Source organism: Streptomyces sp. NPDC001443 (genome assembly GCF_053597355.1).
Map to the genome: position 1 here is coordinate 128,460 of NZ_JBSFIA010000014.1, position 18,199 is coordinate 146,658.

5 protein-coding genes are annotated in these 18,199 nt (G+C 71.2%); 3 read left to right on the forward strand and 2 right to left on the reverse strand.

Annotation, left to right across the window (positions count from 1 at the left end; translation table 11 throughout):
- The first annotated feature begins 18 nt into the window (after positions 1-18).
- From ACWC24_RS17410 to ACWC24_RS17420, 3 genes are read left to right on the forward strand one after another with little or no spacing between them, the layout of a single operon-like run.
- Entirely contained in the window at positions 19-9,897 is a 9,879-nt protein-coding gene (locus ACWC24_RS17410; protein ID WP_450663710.1) for a type I polyketide synthase, read from the forward strand.
- Complete coding sequence (locus ACWC24_RS17415) at positions 9,890-13,855, forward strand: type I polyketide synthase (RefSeq protein ID WP_450663674.1); 3,966 nt, start codon at positions 9,890-9,892, stop codon at positions 13,853-13,855. Before ACWC24_RS17410 ends, ACWC24_RS17415 begins: the two co-directional genes overlap by 8 nt.
- Positions 13,852-15,342 carry an FAD-dependent monooxygenase gene (locus tag ACWC24_RS17420; protein WP_450663675.1) on the forward strand — a complete coding sequence of 497 codons (1,491 nt, stop codon included), beginning with the start codon at positions 13,852-13,854 and terminating at the stop codon, positions 15,340-15,342. The genes ACWC24_RS17415 and ACWC24_RS17420 overlap by 4 nt, the downstream gene beginning before the upstream one ends.
- 112 nt (positions 15,343-15,454) lie before the next feature.
- On the opposite strand, the gene ACWC24_RS17425 is transcribed toward ACWC24_RS17420, so the two are convergent.
- Both ACWC24_RS17425 and ACWC24_RS17430 read right to left on the reverse strand, forming a co-directional pair.
- On the reverse strand, positions 15,455-16,243 hold the full coding sequence (locus tag ACWC24_RS17425; RefSeq protein ID WP_450663676.1) for a transposase family protein: 789 nt from the start codon (positions 16,241-16,243) through the stop codon (positions 15,455-15,457).
- 279 nt (positions 16,244-16,522) lie between these two features.
- Positions 16,523-17,935, reverse strand: coding sequence for an endonuclease/exonuclease/phosphatase family protein (locus ACWC24_RS17430; RefSeq protein WP_450663677.1), 1,413 nt, complete (start codon positions 17,933-17,935; stop codon positions 16,523-16,525).
- Between the last annotated feature and the right edge of the window lie 264 nt (positions 17,936-18,199).

Here is an 18,199-nt window from a genome sequence, read left to right on the forward strand (position 1 = left end):
CTGCGGGAGGTCGGCCGGCTGCGCAAGGAGAACAATCGGCTCACTGAGGCCGCACGGGAACCGATCGCCGTCATCGGCATGGGCTGCCGCTACCCGGGAGGTGCCGACACCCCGGAGCGGTTCTGGGACCTGTTCGTGCACGAGGTCGACGCGATTTCGGAGTTCCCGGCCGACCGCGGCTGGGACCTGGATGCGATCTACGACCCGGACCCGGATCGCCCCGGAACCTCGTACACCCGACACGGTGGGTTCCTGACCGATCCGCTCGGGTTCGACGCGGAGTTCTTCGGCATCTCGCCGCGCGAGGCGCTGGCCATGGACCCGCAGCAACGGCTGCTCCTGGAGACCTCGTGGGAGGCGGTCGAGAGAGCCGGGATCGACCCGACCACGCTGCGCGGCAGCCGCACCGGCGTGTTCGCCGGCGTCATGTACTACGACTACGCGACCCGTCTGCCTACCGCACCTCCGGAGCTGGAGGGCTACCTCGGGACCGGCAGCTACGGCAGCGTCGCCTCCGGCCGGCTGTCCTACGTGCTCGGACTGGAGGGCCCCGCCGTATCGGTGGATACCGCATGCTCTTCGTCGTTGGTCGCTCTGCACCTGGCCATGCAGGCGCTACGTCAGGGTGAGTGCGAGATGGCGCTGGCGGGCGGCGCGACCGTGCTGTCCACCCCGTTCCCGTTCGTGGAGTTCAGCCGCCAGCGGGCGCTGGCCGTCGACGGCCGCTGCAAATCGTTCGCCGCCGCCGCCGACGGCACCTGCTGGGGTGAGGGCGCGGGCATGCTGGTGCTGGAGCGGCTGTCCGCCGCCCGCCGCAACGGCCATCCTGTGCTGGCCGTGTTGCGCGGCAGCGCGGTCAACCAGGACGGTGCCAGCAACGGCCTGACCGCGCCGAACGGCCCGTCCCAGCAGCGAGTCATCCACGCTGCGCTTGCCGCCGCCGGGCTGCGTCCCTCCGATGTGGACGTTGTGGAAGCGCACGGCACAGGCACACCGCTGGGCGATCCCATCGAGGCACAGGCGGTGCTCGCCACCTACGGCCGGCACCGTGGCGACGCGGCTCCGGTGCTGCTCGGATCGGCGAAGTCGAACATCGGACACACCCAGGCCGCGTCCGGCGTGGGCGCCGTGATCAAGATGGTCCTGGCCATGAGGGCCGGTACGGTGCCGCGCACTCTGCACGTGGATCAGCCGTCGCCGCACGTGGACTGGACGGCCGGTGCGGTGGAACTGGTGACGGAGGCGACACCGTGGCCGAAGTCGCATCGTCCACGCCGGGCAGCCGTCTCCTCGTTCGGTATCGGCGGCACCAACGCGCACCTCATCGTGGAGGCGGCGCCCGCCGAGTCCAACGACACAGCGGTGCGCAAGGTCCCGCAGGTGGCGCCGGTCGCGGTCTCCGGCCGGAACGACGCGGTCCTCGCCGCGAACGCGAAGCTGCTGACCGGTCTGGCATCCGCCGAGCCCACCGACATCGGGCTGTCCACGTTCACTGCTCGCGCCGCGGCCGACCTGCGCGCCGTAGTGCTCGCCGCCGACAGCGCAGAGCTGACCGAGGGCTTGACCGCGCTCGCCGAGGGCCGTGCCACCGCCTCCGTGGTCACCGGGCAGGTCACCGACGGCAGCCTCGCGTTCCTGTTCACCGGACAGGGAAGCCAGCGCCTGGGCATGGGCCGGGAACTGTGTGCCCGGCAGCCGGTGTTCGCTGCCGCGATGGATGAGGTCTGCGCCGAACTCGACCGGCACCTGGATCCGCCGCTGCGTACGGTGCTGTTCGCCGAGCACGACAGTCCGGACGCCGCACTGCTGGACCGCACGGACTACGCGCAGGCCGCGCTGTTCGCCATCGAGGTCAGTTCGTACCAGCTCGTCGCCTCGCTCGGGTTGCGGCCCGACTACCTGGCCGGCCACTCGATCGGCGAGGTTGCCGCCGCGCACGTCGCAGGGGTGCTGTCACTGCGGGACGCGGCCGAACTGGTGACCAGCCGAGGTCGGCTGATGGCGGCGCTGCCCGAGGGCGGGGCAATGGTCGCGGTGCAGATCGGCGAGCAGGAGGCCGCCGAGTTGCTGGCCGAGCGGTCCGGCATCGCCATGGCCGCAGTGAACGGGCCCGGCTGGGTGGTGCTGTCCGGTGTCGAGGACGAGGTGCTCGCGGTGACCCGGCAATGCGCGGACGCCGGCCGCAGGACCCGGCCGCTGCGGGTCAGCCACGCCTTCCACTCCCCGCTGATGGAGCCGATGCTGGCGGAGTTCCGGACCGTCGCCGCGCGCCTGGACTACCACCCACCCCTCATTCCGATCGTGTCCACGGTGACCGGCCGGCCGGTGAGCGGCGCCGAACTGTGCACACCGGACTATTGGGTGGATCAGGTGCGGGCCACGGTCCGGTTCGGTGACGCGGTGCGCTGCCTGGTCGACGACGGTGTGCGCACGTGTCTCGAACTGGGTCCGGACGGCGTTCTCAGCACGCTCGGACGGGAGGCGATGGAAGATGCCGAGATCGACGTCGAGGTGGACTTCGTGCCCCTGGTGCGTCGGGACCGTGCCGAGCCGCTGGGGCTGGCGCACGCGTTGGCCCGGCTCTGGGTGCGCGGTGTACAGGTCCGGATGGACGCGCTGTTCGACGGTACCGGAGCACGCCCGGTCGACCTGCCCACCTCCGCCTTCCAGCGCACCCGCTACTGGCTGGACGCGGTGCGGCCGGCCACCGATCCGAGCGGGCATGGGCAGGGAGGCACCGGGCATCCGCTGCTGACCAGCGTGATCGCGCGAGCGGACGCTGACGAGTTCGTGCTGACCGGGCGAGTCGGCTTGGACACCCATCCCTGGCTCGCTGACCACGCGGTGTTCGGGACCGCGTTGGTGCCCGGCGCGGCACTGGTCGATCTCGCCGTGCGCGCCGGCGACCACTGCGGTCACCCGCTGCTGGACGAGTTGGCCATCGAGGCGCCCATGCCGCTGGCTGCCGCGAGGCAGGTGCAGGTGGTCGTCGGAGCACCGGACGAGGCAGGACGGCGCCCGCTGTCGATCCATTCGCGACCGGAACGCGACGAGCCCGAGCCATGGACCCGACACGCCACCGGCACGGTCAGCCGCTGGAGCGACGGCGAGCCCACCGTGGACGTGACGAGGTGGCCGCAGGGTGACGGGGAACCCGTTGACGTGGCCGGCTGGTACGACGAACTGGCCGACCGCGGCCTCGGCTACGGCCCGGCCTTCCGAGGGCTGCGCACGGCCTGGCGGCGAGGCGGCGCGGTGTACGCCTCGGTCCGGCCCGAGGGGCTGGACCCGACCGGCTACGGACTGCATCCCGTGGTGCTGGACAGCGTGCTGCACGCGCTCGGCCTTGTCACGCCGGCCGACTCAGCGGTGAAGCTGCCGTTCACGTTCCGTGACGTGCGACTCCACACGACCGGTGCCGTGGTGGCGCGGGCGCGGATCGAACCGGTCGGCGCGGACACCGTCGCGGTGGACCTCGTGGACGACGACGACCGCCCGATCCTGTCGATCGGCGCGCTGTCCGTGCGCGGTGTCACGGAGAAGCAGTTCGCCGCCTTCGCCGGCCGTGACCCGGCCGCTGACGCGCTGTTCGCTGTGGACTGGGTGCCGCTGCCTGCCGGTTCCGCGCCGGCCACACCGTCGATCCGGCACGTGAACACGCTCGCCGACCTCACCGAACCGGTCGTCGCCGGCGACGTCGTGGTGCTGCGCGCGCCGAGCAAGGGCGGCGGCCCGGAGCCTGAGCGTGTCAGGGCCGTCACGGCCGCCGTGCTCGAGGTGGTGGCCGGCTGGTTGGCCGACGAACGGTTCGCGGCCGCGCGCCTGGTGCTGGTCACCACGGGTGCGGTTGCCGCCGGCGGCGACCCGCGGATCACCGATCTGGCGCACGCGGCGGTGTGGGGACTGGTGCGGTCCGCGCAGGCCGAGCAGCCCGGCCGGATCACACTGGTCGACCTCGACGAGCCTGTCGCCATGCCCGACGAGGTGTTCCGCACCGAGGAGCCACAACTGGCGGTGCGCGCGGGACACGTGCTGGTACCCCGGCTCAGCGCCGTCGGCAGCGCGTCGCCCACCACGCTCGATCCCCAAGGGACGGTGCTGATCACTGGCGCCACCGGTGCGCTGGGCGCGCTGCTGGCCCGTCACCTCGTCCACCGGCACGGCATCCGGTCTCTGCTGCTCGCCGGACGGCGGGGCACCGCAGCCCCGGGAATCGCCGAGCTGGCCGCCGAGCTTCGGGCGGCCGGGGCGACGGTTCGGGTGGTGGCCTGCGACGTGGCCGACGCAGCGCAGGTGCGGGCACTGGTCGCCGAGACCCCGTCCGAGTATCCGCTCACCGCGGTGGTGCACGCCGCGGGCGTGCTCGACGACGCGGTCGTGGGCGGGCTCACCGGGCGACGGCTCGAGGCCGCGCTGCGACCCAAGGTGGACGGCGCCTGGAACCTGCACGAGGCCACCGAGGGCCTGGACCTCGCCGCTTTCGTGCTGTTCTCCTCGATCGCCGGAACGCTCGGCACCGCCGGCCAGGCGGCCTACGCGGCCGGCAACGCGTTCCTGGACGCGCTGGCCCGGCGGCGAAGCGCCGAGGGCCGCGTCGCGCTCTCGCTGGCCTGGGGGCCGTGGAAGGACGGCATGGCCGCCTCGCTCGGCACCGCCGACCGCGCCCGGCTGGCCCGCTCCGGCATGGTGCCGCTCACCCCGGAGCTGGGCCTCGCGCTGTTCGACGCGGCCCTGGGCCGCCCGAGGACGGAGGTGGTGCCGGTGAGCCTCGACCGCCGCGCGCTGCGCTCCGCCGTGGACCTCCCGGCCATCCTGCGCGGCCTCGCACCGGCCACCCGCCCCACCGCTCCCTCGGCTTCGGGGCTGGTACGGCGGCTGGCCCTGGCCACCGAGGCACAGAGGCTGCCGCTCCTGGTCGACCTGATCTGCACCGAGGCGGCCGCCACCCTGGGCCTGCCGGATGCCACCGCCATGTCGGGGCGGCGCAGCTTCAGCGACATCGGCTTCGACTCGCTCACCGCGTTGGAACTGCGCAACCGATTGTCCGCCGCGATCGGCCTGCGGCTGCCGGCCACCCTTCTCTTCGACCATCCGAGTCCGGACGAACTGGCCGTCCGGCTGATGTCCGAACTTCAGCCCGCCGGCAGTACCGCACCGCTCGACGCGACGCCGACTCGTGGCCCGGCCGAAGACGATCCGGTGGTGATCGTCGGCATGGCCGGGCGCTATCCCGGTGGGGTGCGCTCGGCGGAGGACCTGTGGCGGCTGGCGGAGGACGGGGTGGACGCGATCTCGCCGTTCCCCACCGACCGCGGATGGGACCTGGCGACGCTGTTTGATCCGGACAAGGGTCGGCAGGGCACCTCGGCGACCCGTTTCGGTGGCTTCTTGAACGATGCGGCTGGTTTTGACGCCGGGTTCTTCGGAGTGTCGCCGCGGGAGGCAGTGGCGATGGATCCGCAGCAGCGGTTGCTGTTGGAGGTCTCGTGGGAGGCGCTGGAGCATGCCGGCATCGACGCCAACGAATTGAGGGGTGCGCGGGCCGGTGTCTTTGCCGGTCTGATGTACCACGACTACGGGAGCCGGTTGCCGTCCGTGCCGGCCGAGGTCGAGGGCTACCTCAGTACCGGGACGACCGGCAGCGTCGCCTCCGGCCGCGTTGCGTACACGCTGGGGCTGGAAGGCCCGGCGATCACCGTGGACACCGCGTGTTCCTCGTCGTTGGTGGCCCTGCACCTCGCCGTGCGTTCGGTGAGCAGCGGGGAGTGCGAGGTCGCCCTGGCCGGCGGCGTCACCGTGATGTCCTCGCCCTTCACGTTCGTGGAATTCAGCCGGCAGGGTGGTCTGTCGGCCGACGGTCGGTGCCGGGCGTATGGCGAGGGCGCGGATGGCACGGGCTGGGCCGAGGGCGTCGGCGTGGTCGTGGTGGAGCGGCTGTCCACGGCGCGCCTGCGTGGTCACCGGGTGCTGGCGGTGGTGCGTGGGACCGCGGTGAACCAGGACGGCGCCAGCAACGGTCTGACCGCGCCGAACGGTCCGTCTCAGCAGCGGGTGATCCGGGCCGCTCTCGCCGACGCGGGTCTGTCCACGTCGGACGTCGATGTGGTGGAAGGCCACGGTACGGGCACGGCGTTGGGTGACCCGATCGAGGTGCAGGCGCTGCTGGAGACCTACGGCCGGGACCGGGCCGGCAGTCCGCTGTTGCTGGGCTCGGTGAAGTCGAACATCGGTCACACCCAGGCGGCGGCCGGTGTGGCGGGGGTCATGAAGATGGTGTCGGCGCTGGGTGCCGGGGTGGTGCCGGGGTCGCTGCACGCCGAGCAGTGGTCGTCGCATGTGGACTGGGCGGCGGGCGGGGTGGAGGTCGTGTCGTCGGGGTCGGTGGCCTGGCCGCGGACCGGTCGGCCGCGGCGGGCAGGTGTGTCGTCCTTCGGAATCAGCGGGACGAACGCACACGTGATCCTCGAACAGCCCCCGGAGGAGATGCCCCGTCACTCCGCACCTGAGGCGGGGGTGGTTCCGATTCCGCTGTCGGCAGCGACCGTGGCCGCGTTACGCGGGCGAGCCGCAGACATGGCTTCCGTACGGGCATCCGTGGCCGACATCGGGTTCACCTCGGGTGTGGCGCGCGCGGCGCTCGCTGAGCGGGCCGTAGCCGTGGTCGCCGACAAGGCCGAACTGCACGCTGCCCTCGACGCGATCGCCACGGGCCGACCTGCTCCCGGCGTCGCGCAAGGGCGGGGCGGAGACTCACGTATCGCCGTGCTGTTCACCGGCCAAGGCAGCCAGCGGCTCGGCATGGGCCGGCGCCTCGCCGGCCGTTTCCCGGTTTTCGCCGAGGCGTACGACGCCGCGATCGACCTGCTGGACACCCACCTCGAACGGCCGCTGCGGACCGTCCTGTACGGCACCGACGCGGACGACCTCGAACAGACCGGCTATGCCCAGGCGGCGCTGTTCGCGTTCGAGGTGGCAGCGTGCCGGCTGGTCGAGTCCTGGGGTATCCGGCCGGAATTCGTCGCCGGCCACTCCATCGGCGAACTCGCTGCGGCCCATGTCGCGGGTGTCCTGGACCTCCCGTCCGCAGCGGCCCTGGTCGCCGCGCGCGGCCGGTTGATGCAGGCGCTGCCCGCCGGCGGCGCGATGGTGTCCGTGGCAGCGGACGAGGCGACGGTTCACGAGGTGCTCGCGGCCGTTGGCGGCACCGTCGAGGTGGCCGCGGTGAACGGCCCTCGCTCCGTCGTGGTGTCCGGCGCGAGTGACGACGTGCGACGGGTCGTCGAAGAACTGGCCGCGGCCGGCCACAGGACACGGCGATTGCGGGTGAGTCACGCTTTCCATTCGCCGTTGATGGAGCCGATGCTCGACGATTTCCGCTCGGTCGCCGAACGGCTGCCGTTCCACCCGCCGGTGCTGCCCGTGGTGTCGAACATGACCGGACGCATCGCGACCGCGGACGAACTGTGCGACCCCGGCTACTGGGTACGGCAGGTGCGCGAGGCAGTGCGCTTCCACGAGGGCGTGTGCGCGCTGCGCGCGGCCGGGGCCAACGCGTTCCTGGAAATCGGCCCGGACGCGGTACTCACCGCGCTGGTGCGTGAAACGCTGGCGGACGACGCTGCCACCGATGTGCCGGCCGTGCCGTTCCAGCACCGGGACAAGGACGAGATCCGCACCGGCCTCAACGCGCTCGGCACCTTGTGGACCGCGGGTGCGCCAGTGGCGTGGGACGCGGTGTTCGGCGGCACCGGCGCTTGCCGAACCGACCTGCCCAGCTACCCGTTTCAGCACCAGCGGTACTGGCTCGAGGCGCCGGTGAAGGACCCCGCCGGCACCACCGGGACAGGTGCGGACGGTGCGGACGCACGGTTCTGGGCGGCGGTCGACGCCGGCGACCTGGCGTCGCTCGCGGATGGACTCGGTCTGCCGGAGCAGACAGTGCGGCCGGTGGCGTCCGCATTGTCCGCATGGCGCCGGACCAGCCGTGGCCGGGTGGGACTCGATGCGGCCCGTTACCAGGTGTCGTGGCAGCCGGTCACCACGCACCCGGGGCGGCTGTCCGGGACCTGGCAGGTGATCGTGCCGACGGGGCTGGACCGCGCGCTGATCGCTGCCCTCGAATCGGGACTCGCGGCCGTCGGCGCCGAGCCGGTCACTGTCGAGATCGATCCGGCCACGGTCGACGCCGACGAACTGCGGTCGCGACTGGCGCAGAGCGCCGGGGTACTGTCCCTGCTGGGTCTGGCCGACATGCCTCATCCCGGACAACCGCTCCTGCCTGTCGGTGTCGCCGCGACCCTCGCGCTGGTGCAGGCGTCGATGGGCCGGGGTGTCCCGGTGTGGCTGATCAGCGCCGGCGCGGTCACCACCGGACCGGAATCCCTGGCGAGCCCGGTCGGTGCGCAACTATGGGCACTGGGCCGGGCGGCCGCGGTGGAGCACCCGCACGACATCGTGGGCCAGGTCGATCTGCCCGCCGACCCGAGCCGGCACGAGCTGGGCCGGCTCGGTCCACTGATCGGCGCTGCTCTGGCCGGCGGAGAGACCGAACTCGCCGTCCGACCGGCCGGCGGGCTCGTCCGGCGACTGGTCCGCGCCGCCGGACCCGGCCGAGCCACCCAGGAGTGGTCGGCGACCGGGCCGGTTCTGGTGACCGGCGCGGCGACCGCCGCCGGTGTCAGGGCCGCGCGCTGGCTGGCGCGGTCCGGTGTCGACCAGCTCATACTCGTCGGCGAACCCGACGCCGATCAGGTTGCGGCACTGGCCGAGCTGGGTGCCACCGTCACTGCGGTGCCCGTACCGGACGGACGGGAAGCGGTTTCGGCGTTGCTGGCTCGTCATCCGGTGCGGGCGGTGGTGTGCGTCGCCGGTCAGCCGCGGGTGGCGAGCCTGGCCGAGACCGGTTTGGCCGAACTCGCCGACGGCTTTGCCGATGCCGCGCTCGGAGTGTGGTTGCACGAACTGCTGGCCGACACGGACCTGGAAGCGTTCGTCACCGTCATCCCCATGGACACGGTGTGGGGTGTCGCCGGACAAGCCGCGCACAGCATGGGCTGGGCTCGGGCAGAAGCACTCGCCGACCGCCGGCGCCATGGCGGCCAGCAGGCCGGTGTGGTGGCGCTCGGGGCGTTGGCCGATGACACATCGGATCACACCGGCACCGAACTCGACCCGCGGGGCCGGCTCGGCCTGCGCGCGCTCGACCTGGAGGTGGTGTCGGCGGCGCTGGCGGAAGCGGTCGAGCCAGGTTCGCCGGCCTGCGTGGTCGCCGACGTGGACTGGCCTCGGTTCGGCCCCGCGCTCACATCGACCCGCCCGACACGGCTGCTTGCCGAACTGGTCGAACCGGTAGGACCGACCAGCGACGGTGATCACCGCGAGCACCGGGCGGGAGCGTGGGTGGATCGGTTGGCCGGGCTCGGCGCAGCCGACCGGGCGCGGTTGCTGCTCGATCTGGTGCGCAGCGAGGTCGCGCTGGTCCTCGGTCATTCGGTGCCGGACGCGGTGGCGCCGGATGCCACGCTGCGGGACCTCGGGTTGGACTCGCTCGCTGCCGTCACCTTGCGCAACTCGCTGGCGGCCACGACCGGTCTGTCCGTGCCCGCGACGCTTGCGTTCGAACACCCGAATCCCTCGGCCATTGCCGAGTTTCTCTCGGACCAACTCGCGTCGCCCTCGGCGCCACCGGTCGACACCGACCTCGGCCGGATCCGGGCGGCTGCGCTCACGGTCGACGACGACGAACGGGTGCGGATCGCCGACCTACTGCGGCAGCTCACCGCCGAACTGTCCGGTCGGTCCTCCGTGGCCGCCGAACTGGCGGACGCGGACGACGAGGACATTTTCGCCTTCATAGACAACGAACTGGGTATCGGCAACGAGGATCGCTATGTCTGACGAACAGAAGTTGCGGGACTACCTCAAGCGGGTAGCCGCCGAACTGCATGAGACCCGGTCCCGGTTGGACGAGTTACGGGAGCGGAACACCGAACCGATCGCGATCGTCGGCATGGCCTGCCGCTTCCCGGGCGGCGTCCGTTCGCCGGAACAGCTCTGGCAACTCGTCTCGTCCGGGATCGACGCAGTCGGTGACTTCCCGGCCGACCGCGGCTGGGACGTGGACGGCCTCTACGACGCGGAACCGGACCACCCGGGACACACCTACACCCGCTCAGGCGGCTTTCTGGACGGCGCGCTCGACTTCGACGCGGACTTCTTCGGCATCTCTCCACGTGAGGCCCTTGCCATGGATCCGCAGCAGCGGTTGTTCCTGGAGACGACCTGGGAGCTGTTCGAACGGGCCGGTATCGACCCGGCCACGCTGCGTGGAAGCCGCACCGGGGTGTACGCCGGCTGCGTCACCAGCGACTACCAGGTGCTGCTCACCGAAGCTCCGGGAGAGATCGAGGCGTATCGGCTGACCGGCTCGGCAGCCAGTGTGGTGTCAGGCCGGGTGGCTTACACCTTCGGCTTCGAGGGGCCGGCCATCACAGTCGACTCGGCATGTTCGTCCTCGCTCGTCGCACTCGACCTGGCCGCATCGGCGTTGCGTGGTGGCACCTGCTCCCTCGCAGTCGCCGGAGGCGTCACTGTGCTGTCCACCCCGACAGGCTTCGTGGATTTCAGCCAGCTGCGCGCTTGTGCGCCGGACGGACGGTGCAAGGCCTTCGCCGCGTCGGCGGACGGAACCGGTTTCTCCGAAGGCGTCGGGCTGGTGCTGTTGGAGCGGTTGTCCGACGCCCGCGCCAACGGCCACCAGGTGCTCGCCCTGGTCCGCAGCACCGCGGTGAACCAGGACGGTGGCAGCAACGGCCTCACCGCGCCCAGCGGAGAGTCCCAGCAACGGGTGGTACTCGACGCCCTGCGCACCGCCGGGCTGTCTCCCAAGGACGTCGATGTGGTGGAGGCCCACGGCACCGGGACCCGTCTCGGCGACCCGATCGAGGCGCAGGCGTTGCTGGCGACCTACGGCCGAGACCGAGCCGAACCGCTGCTGCTCGGCTCGGTCAAGTCGAACATCGGCCACACCCTGGCGGCGGCAGGGATGGCAGGGGTGATCAAGATGGTGCTCGCGATGGGTGCCGGGACCGTGCCCAGGACTCTGCACGTGGACCAGCCGACACCGTTCGTGGACTGGTCCTCAGGCGCGATCCGGCTGGTCACGCAGGAAACGCCATGGCCGGACACCGGACGTTCGCGCCGCGCCGGAGTGTCCGCTTTCGGCATGAGCGGGACCAACGCGCATGTGATTCTCGAACAGGCCCCGCCGGTGGCGACCGACGTCGCGGCCACCGGTGGCATGCACACGGCCCCGGTCCCGCTGATCATCTCCGCGCGCGGTGACGCGGCGCTCGCCGCGCAGGCCGGCCGGCTCGCGTCCTTCCTCGCCGAGCGGCCGGACCTGTCCCTCGGCGCGGTGAGAGCGGCCCTGGCCGCCCGCCCCGCGTTGCCCCGCCGCGCGGTGGTCTTCGGTGACGACCCCGCGGACGTACTGGCCGGCATGGCCGCGCTGGCCGAGGGCCGACCGGCGGCCAACCTGGTGCGTGGAGCGGCCAGGGAGCGCGGGGCACCGGTGTTCGTGTTCGCCGGGCACGGCGCACAGTGGCCCGGCATCGCATCCGAACTGCTGGCCCGCGCACCGGTGTTCGCCGAATCGATGCGGGAGTGCGCAGCGGCGCTTGCCCCGTATGTGGACTGGCCCGTCGAGACCGAACTGGCGAAAGCGCTCTGCGACGAGGAGGCGATGGAGCGGCTCGAGGTGCTCCAGCCCGTGCTGTGGGCGGTCATGGTGTCGCTCGCCCGGATGTGGCGATCCTATGGGGTCAACCCTGCTGCGGTGATCGGCCACTCCCAGGGCGAGGTGGCCGCGGCCTGCGTCGCGGAGGCACTGTCGCTTCCTGAAGGCGCGCGCGTGGTTGCGGTGCGCAGCAGGGCCCTGGCCGGACTCCAGGCCACCGGCACGATGCTCGCCGTGGCACTGCCGGTGGGCCAGATCGAGGCGGAACTAGCGCAATTCGGCGGCCGGTTGTCCGTGGCTGCGGTGAACGGACCAGAGGCCACCGTGGTGTCCGGTGCTGCCGACGCCTGCCAGGAACTGCTGGCCCGGTACAAGGCCAGGGGCGTCCGCGTCCGCCTCCTGAATGCGCCCGGTGCCGGTCACTCGGCACAAGTCGAACCAGTGCGCGACATCATTCTTGCGGAATTGGCCGGGCTGGCGCCCAAAGCGCCGACGGTACCGTTCTACTCCACCGTTACCGGCGGCAGACTCGGCACCGACCTGGACGCCGACTACTGGTATCGGAACCTGCGTGAGCCGGTGCGGTTCGACCGCGCCGTCCGCACCGCGCTGGACGGTGGGCACCGGGCCTTCGTCGAGGTGAGCGGGCAACCGGTGCTGGCTGTCGGCATCGAGGACCTGGCGCACGTTGCTGAGATGGACGCAGTGGTCATCGGCACGCTGCGGCGCGGCGAGGGCGGACCGGAACGGATGGCGACGGCGGCTGCCGAGGCGTACGTGCACGGCATCGGCGTGGACTGGTCGTCGTCACTGCCGAACACGTCCGAGCCGGTTGACCTGCCGACCTACGCGTTCCAGTCCCGCCGGTTCTGGATCGAGGACACCGCCTCCGGCCGGGTCCGCGAGCATCAGCCGTCGGCGTCGGCGTCGGCGCCGGTGTCGACGCTCACGGAGCGGACCGGCGTAGGGTTCCTCGCCGATCTGGCACCGGCCGATCAGTACAGGCAGCTGCTGGACCTGGTGCGGGCAGAAGTCGCCGCGCTGCTCGGACACGACAACCCGGACGCGGTCGACCCGGACCGCGCATTCCTGGAACTGGGCATGGACTCCGTCGTCGCGGTGGCGCTGCGCAATCGACTGGACTCGGCCACCGGCCGACGGCTGGCCCTGCGCCAACTCTTCGACCTGCGCACCCCGGACGCACTCGCCCGACATCTGCGCAGCGCACTGTTCGCTACCGACCGCGCGGACGACGGCAGACCTGCAGGCCCCGGCGAACTGCGTCGCGCGGCCGCGGCCGCGGCCGACGATCCGAACCGGGCGGCCCTGTTCGGTGCGCAGGTGGACGCGGCGGCCGCGCGCCTGCCGCGCTTCGACGCTGCTGACGCGCGGGACATACCGATGCCGTACGACCTCGCCGTCGGCCCGGCCGAGCCGATGCTCATGTGCTTCCCCACCGTGCTGGCAACCTCAGGTGCCCACCAGTTCGTGCGGCTGGCCACGGAGATGACCGGTCAGCGTGAGGTGTGCGCCTTCGAACTGCCGGGCTTCACCGGCGCCGGGCGGTTGCCCGCCTCGTGGGCGTCGCTGGTCGACGCAGCGGCCACGGCGGTATCGGCGAGGGCGGACGGGCGAGCGATCGCACTGGCTGGCTACTCCTCGGGCGGCCTGCTCGCGCACGCGGTGGCAGCCAAGCTGGCTGCGCTCGGCACCCCGGCCGAGGCGCTCGTGCTGTTGGACACCTACCCGCCGGGCCCGCTCACCCTGGACGGGTTGCCGCCGGCGCTGCTGTCGGGTGTGGCGCGCGGACTGGAACTGCTGGAAGCCGACGACCGCCGAGTGGCCGCGATGGGTGGCTACCTTCCGCTTATCGGCCAGTGGCAGCCCAGCGACCCCGTCGCTCCGACCCTGCTGGTGCGGGCCGCCTCGGCGCTGCCTGGGAATACGCCATGGCGAGTGCCACCGTGGCAAGTGCCCTGGCCCGGCGGGCAGGCGGTCAGGGAGGTGCCCGGCGACCACTTCACCCTGATTGAGAAGCATGCCGCGGACACCGCGGCCGTGCTGTCAGACTGGCTGGACGACCTGACCGGTGCGCGCGACCTGGGGTGGTCCGCATGACCGCCCGGACCGCTGTGCTCGTGGTCGGTGCCGGACCGGTCGGGCTCGCGGCAGCGGCCGAACTCCGCCGGTTCGGCGTTTCCGTACGGGTGGTGGATGCTGCCACCGCTCCGGCAACCGGGCCCCGCGCCATGCAACTGTGGCCGAGCGGGCTTGCCGTGCTGGACGATCTGGACCTGCTGCGCGAGGCCGGCCGACTCGGCCAGCCGATACGCGCGATGCGATTCAATCTGGCCGGTCGGCGTCGGTTCGACCTCTCCCTCGGCACTGCCGACCAGCCCTTGCTGCTGCCGCAACACCAGACAGAGGAACTACTGGAACGCGCGCTGCGCGGGCTGGGCGGCAGGGTGGAACGTGGCATCCGGGTGACCGGGGTCGAGCAGGACGCGAACGGCGTGCGGGCTCACGCCGACGGGCCGGACGGCTTGGGCGTGATCGAGGCGGATTGGCTGATAGCCGCCGACGGCGTGCGCAGCACCGTGCGCGCCGCGCTGGACGTCGAGTTCCTCGGTGAGCAGGTGCCGATGGCGCTCCTGCTCGCCGAAGGCACGCTGACCGAGGACATCGAGCACGGCGCCGTGCACTATTCCATGTCCGCCAAAGGGTCCCTGGTGTTCGCGCCGATGCGGGACGGGACGGTGCGGATCTACACGGCCATCCCGGCGGGCACACCGTTGACCGAAGAGACCGTGCAGCGACTTCTGGACGAGCGCGGGCCGAGCGGCATGCGTTTGGCGCGGTTGGACGTGGCGCGCGAGTTCACCAGCGCCGAGCGGATCGCATCGAAGCTGCGGGTAGGCCGGTGTTTCCTGGCCGGAGATGCCGCCCACACCCACGCACCGCTCGGTGGTCAAGGCCTGAATTTGGGGCTCCAGGACGTACGTAACCTGGCCTGGAAGTTGGCAGGCGTGGTGAGCGGCGCGCTCCATCCGGACGTGCTGGACACGTACGAGCAGGAACGCCGTCAGGCGGCTGAGCAGACCGTCCGGGCCACCCACACCATGATGCGCGTCTTCACGCTTCCCCCGTTGGCGGCGAAGGTGCGTGACCTGGTCTGGCAGGGGCTGGAATCGGCCGGCGTGCTGCGGCGGTGGTTCGTTCCGCTGCTCGCCGGCAGACGGGTGCGATACGCGCTGCCCGGACCCGGCCGGCAGGCAGGCGCCCGGGCCCCGCACTGGGCCATGGCGCATTCTGTCGACGGCCGACTGGTACTGGTCACCGGTGGCGCGGCCGCGGACTGGGCGCGATCTCTGGCGGCGCGGTGGCCGCGGCTGGTGGCACACCACATGGCGGCCGGGCGTGGCCGCCACCAGCGCGGTTTTCTGTTGGTCCGACCGGACGGCCACATCAGCGCCGGCGGCGCCGGTGCGGCCAGCCGAGAGGCCGTGGCGCGGCTGCTCGGCGCGCTGGACGGCGGCACAGGGAGGGTGTCGGGCGACGCGGAGAATGCCGACGATCAGGGAACTCACGATGCCGACCACCGTTAGGTCCAAGAGGACCTCATGAACCGAGTTCACGGTGGTCAAGTCCATCCAGCCGTGACGGGCTCGCGCACCGCGCACACCTAGTACTCCAGCCGGACTTCTCCATTACTGCTGGTCAACGGCTTGAGTGTGGGGAGTGTAGCGGGCTGGTGATGGGTGCGGGACGGTCTTGGCGGACCGTCCCGCGAACGTGTGCCCCCGCCGCATGCAGTGACAGTGCCGGGCGCGTGCTTGGTGACGGCGGCGCCATCTCGACCGGTTCACCGCGTGTGCGCGTGGTGCGGTCGCGGCAGATGACCTCGATTCCGGGATGGGCCGCGAGCCATAGGACGAGGGTGGCGGCGTCGCGCTCGGGCAGCAGGTCGAGGACCTGGTGGGTCTCGGCGTCGATCACGACCGTTCCGTAGACGTGGCCGCGCCGGAGCGCGAAGTGGTCCACGCCGACGGCGCGGGGCTGCGTCGCTGCCGGGTCGGGCAGGTCCATCACCCGCCGCAGCAGCGTGTTGCGGCTGGTCGTGATGCCCAGGTGCGCGGCGAGGCGGGCGCCGGCCCTCCCGGCCAGTGCTGGCCCGACCTTGCTCATCGTCGACCGCGGACGCTCGGTGGTCCGGCCGTGGCGCCTGGTGAGTCCCGGCACCTGCTCGACGAACGTGCGCCGCGGGCATTCCGGGGTCGCGCAGACGAACCGGCGGACCCGCAGTGCCAGTACGCACGGCCGTCCGGCACAGGCCAGGTCCGCGGGAAAGCGCAGGTAGGAACCGTGGACCTGAGCAGACCAATCCCCGCAGGCCGGGCAACAGGCGTTGCTCGCGGTGCACCGCGCTTCGATGCGGATCGCCTCACCGTCCGTCTCGGCGGACGTGATCACGACGTTCGTGTTCGACGGGAACAACAGCTCTTGCACCGGAGACGAATCTTCGTTCACGGCGACCGAATGTCGAGCACATCAGCCATACGAGGAACGAGATCAAGGCGACTTCCGAACCACCGCCGCAAAGATCAACAGATACAACGAGTAGTCAGCCCACACAACTTGGGTCAGACCCCAAGTGCACCGATAAAGCCACCTGGCCATGGACCAGATCATTTGCGACGGGACAACTCGCCAGTGATCGCAGCAGAACCGGCGCCCGTCATGTGACGGGCGCCGGCCTGCGGAAAGAAATCTGTCGGGGTCCGGCGGTCAGGGAAGCAGCGTGGTCGAGCGCAGGGCGTGGTGGTCGGAGCCCCAAGTGTTGGCGGAGACCGCGCAGGACGTGTGGCCGACGCCGAAGATGTAGTCGATCTTCGAGTTGTTGTTGGCGGTGTTCTGGCCGTCACGGGCGCTGCTTGCGTCCTGGAGCTGGGCGCACTCGCGGTGGGTGTCGTAGATGGGGTTCAGGACCTGGTAGCCGTCCCGGCCCCGGGCCGGCGGGTTGACGTTCAGATCGCCGCCGAACACCACGCGGTAGCCGTTGTCCTTGGCCTTCTGCTCGTCCGCCGTCAGCTCGTCCCGCTGGTACCCGTGGTACTCCCACGTGGGGTCGTCGTAGTTCGCGCCGCCGGTGCTGAAGTGCGCGGTGCAGTACATCACGGCCTTGGAGGTGATGGCCGTGCACAGGGCGGCCCGCTGCTCGACGGGGTACGTCTTGTCCTGGGAATCCGTGGCCGTGGCCGGGGATTTCAGGATGTGGGCCCGGTACCAGGTGTTCTCGTCCGGCACCGCGACACCGACGCCGTAGGCGCCCCGGTCGCCGTAGCCGGTGGCGTCGGCGCACTCCTTTTGCGCGAGGACGGTTGCACCGCCGCCTGTACCGACGTTGTAGTAGATCGGTGCGAACCCGACGTCCCAGCCGGTGCCGGTGCGGTTCTCCAGCGCCGTCTCGATCGGCTTGGCGAACTTCTCGCAGGACTCCTCGAACAGGAACGCGTCCGGGGTGTAGGTGGAGCCGGCGTCGTTGAGCTGGCCGATGAGCTGGTCGGCCATGTGGTCCGGCGTGGAATGGTCGTTGCCGCAGCTGGAGTTCTGGTCCCCGCACAGGTTCCAGGTCATGACCTTGGCCGAGGTGGTGGTCGGGGCCGACGGGGCTGGCGGAGTCCCCCAGCGCGTGTAGTCGTCGCTCACCGCGCCCACGTGGCTGCTGGAGTCGGTGACGGGCACCAGCCGAAAGTACTCCCAGGAGCCGAGCTTGGTCGTGACCGGAGTCCGGGCCCGCAGCACCTCGTGGTCGGGGTAGGTGCCCAGCTCGGCAGCGATGTACGCGTCGGCGTTCGCCGAGTACAGGGCGTAATAGGCGCCGCTCGTGTCGGTTCCCTGGTACTGGAGCGTGATGCCTTCCCAGGAGCCGATGTGGTCGCCCTGGGCGCGGAGCTTCTGGCTGTTGTTGGCATCCGCGCTAACGAACAGGCCGTTGCTCTCGGCGCGCAGGCTGATGTGCGTGCCCTTGTCGTCGGTGTGCAACGTGAACCGCTCGGAGGCGGTGGTCGACGTGGCATTGGCGTAGAGCTTGGCGTAGTCGCCACCAGAGCCGGTGTCGGGGGCGGAGACGTATTTGCTGTTCCCCACGCTCAGCAGAGCCCACTTCTGGCCCGCGGACTTGGCCAGCTGATCGGACAACGTACTGGCGCTCGCAGGTACGGGCCACTGCCACTGGATCCAGATGGCCAAACTTAACAACGCAGCCAGTGCAGCCACGATTCTGCGCATGAAAGCCTCTCCGGTCTCACGACACACTCCCCGTGCACCGCTTGCTTGTTCGATTCGAAGCGCAGACACTACACCAACGGATGATCTTGCAAAGGGTCGTGCAGCGCACGATCTCAGCACCTGTATCTTCCGGCCCGACCATGCGGACAGGCCGGGCGGGACCAGTACATCGAC